The sequence below is a fragment of the Psychrobacter sp. DAB_AL62B genome (assembly GCF_028895345.1).
In the GTDB taxonomy this organism is placed as follows: Bacteria; Pseudomonadota; Gammaproteobacteria; order Pseudomonadales; family Moraxellaceae; genus Psychrobacter.
The window spans coordinates 1-848 of the sequence record NZ_SAXC01000029.1 but is presented as its reverse complement, the minus strand read 5'-3'; the positions used below and the strand labels follow the sequence as shown (position 1 = coordinate 848).

General features: G+C 43.3%; 1 protein-coding gene. It reads right to left on the bottom strand.

All coding sequences use genetic code 11. From position 1 onward, the window contains the following. Positions 1 to 12 precede the first annotated feature (12 nt). Positions 13 to 764 (bottom strand): IS5 family transposase gene (locus EPB74_RS13365; protein ID WP_274904640.1). Its coding sequence is split into 2 segments (ribosomal slippage): positions 13 to 542 and positions 542 to 764, totalling 753 coding nucleotides; the frame shifts between segments, so codons are not numbered across the junction. Positions 765 to 848 lie beyond the last annotated feature (84 nt).

The window sequence follows — 848 nt, the reverse complement described above, 5'->3', positions numbered from 1 at the left end:
TAGGGCGTGTCCTCAATTCATTTTGCAATGAATAATAGTACACGCTAGGTAAAGCATAGACTTAAAATTACGAGCCAACTTCTCATAGCGAGTAGCGATGCTGCGGAAATGCTTGAGTCTTGCAAACATATTTTCTACTAAATGGCGTAACTTGTACAAATAGCTATCAAATTCTGGATTAGGCTGTTTGGCATTTTTCCTTTTAGGGATGACAGGTACCATATCGTGGGTACGGGCTTTGTCTCTGATAGCCTCTGAGTCATAGCCTTTATCAGCGATAAAGTAATCAGCTTGACCTATGAGCTCAATCAATTCACCTGCAACTTGACTGTCGTGGACCTCACCCCCAGTGATTTTAAAATCGAGCGGATATCCATCGGCATCACAGGATAGGTGTATCTTTGTAGTTGCTCCGCCACGGCTTTGTCCAATTGCTCGGTCTTCACCAAGCCGAGCTCCACTTGCATGTTGGTGACACCGTATATAACTTCCATCGATGAATACCCATTCCGTATCAATTTGTTTTCGTAGGCTAAAAAAAATTCCTCCCATAAACCCGTTTTTGACCATCGATTGAAACGATTGTAGGCGGTCTTCCACGGGCATAATTCTCTAGGTATGTCTCGCCAAGGAGCGCCTGTACGGAGCTTCCAAATAATGGCTTCCATCACGTCGCGGTTCTTATCTTTTTGATAGCAACCATGTTGTGCCATAGTCACTTGTAGCTGTTCCCAGAGATTATCGGTTAATGCTTGTCTGGCCATCTTTCCTGAATACCTAACGATTGCTAAAATATAGACCTTATTTTAGCGCCTATATATGCTTTTTCCAATTAGGGACACGCCCTA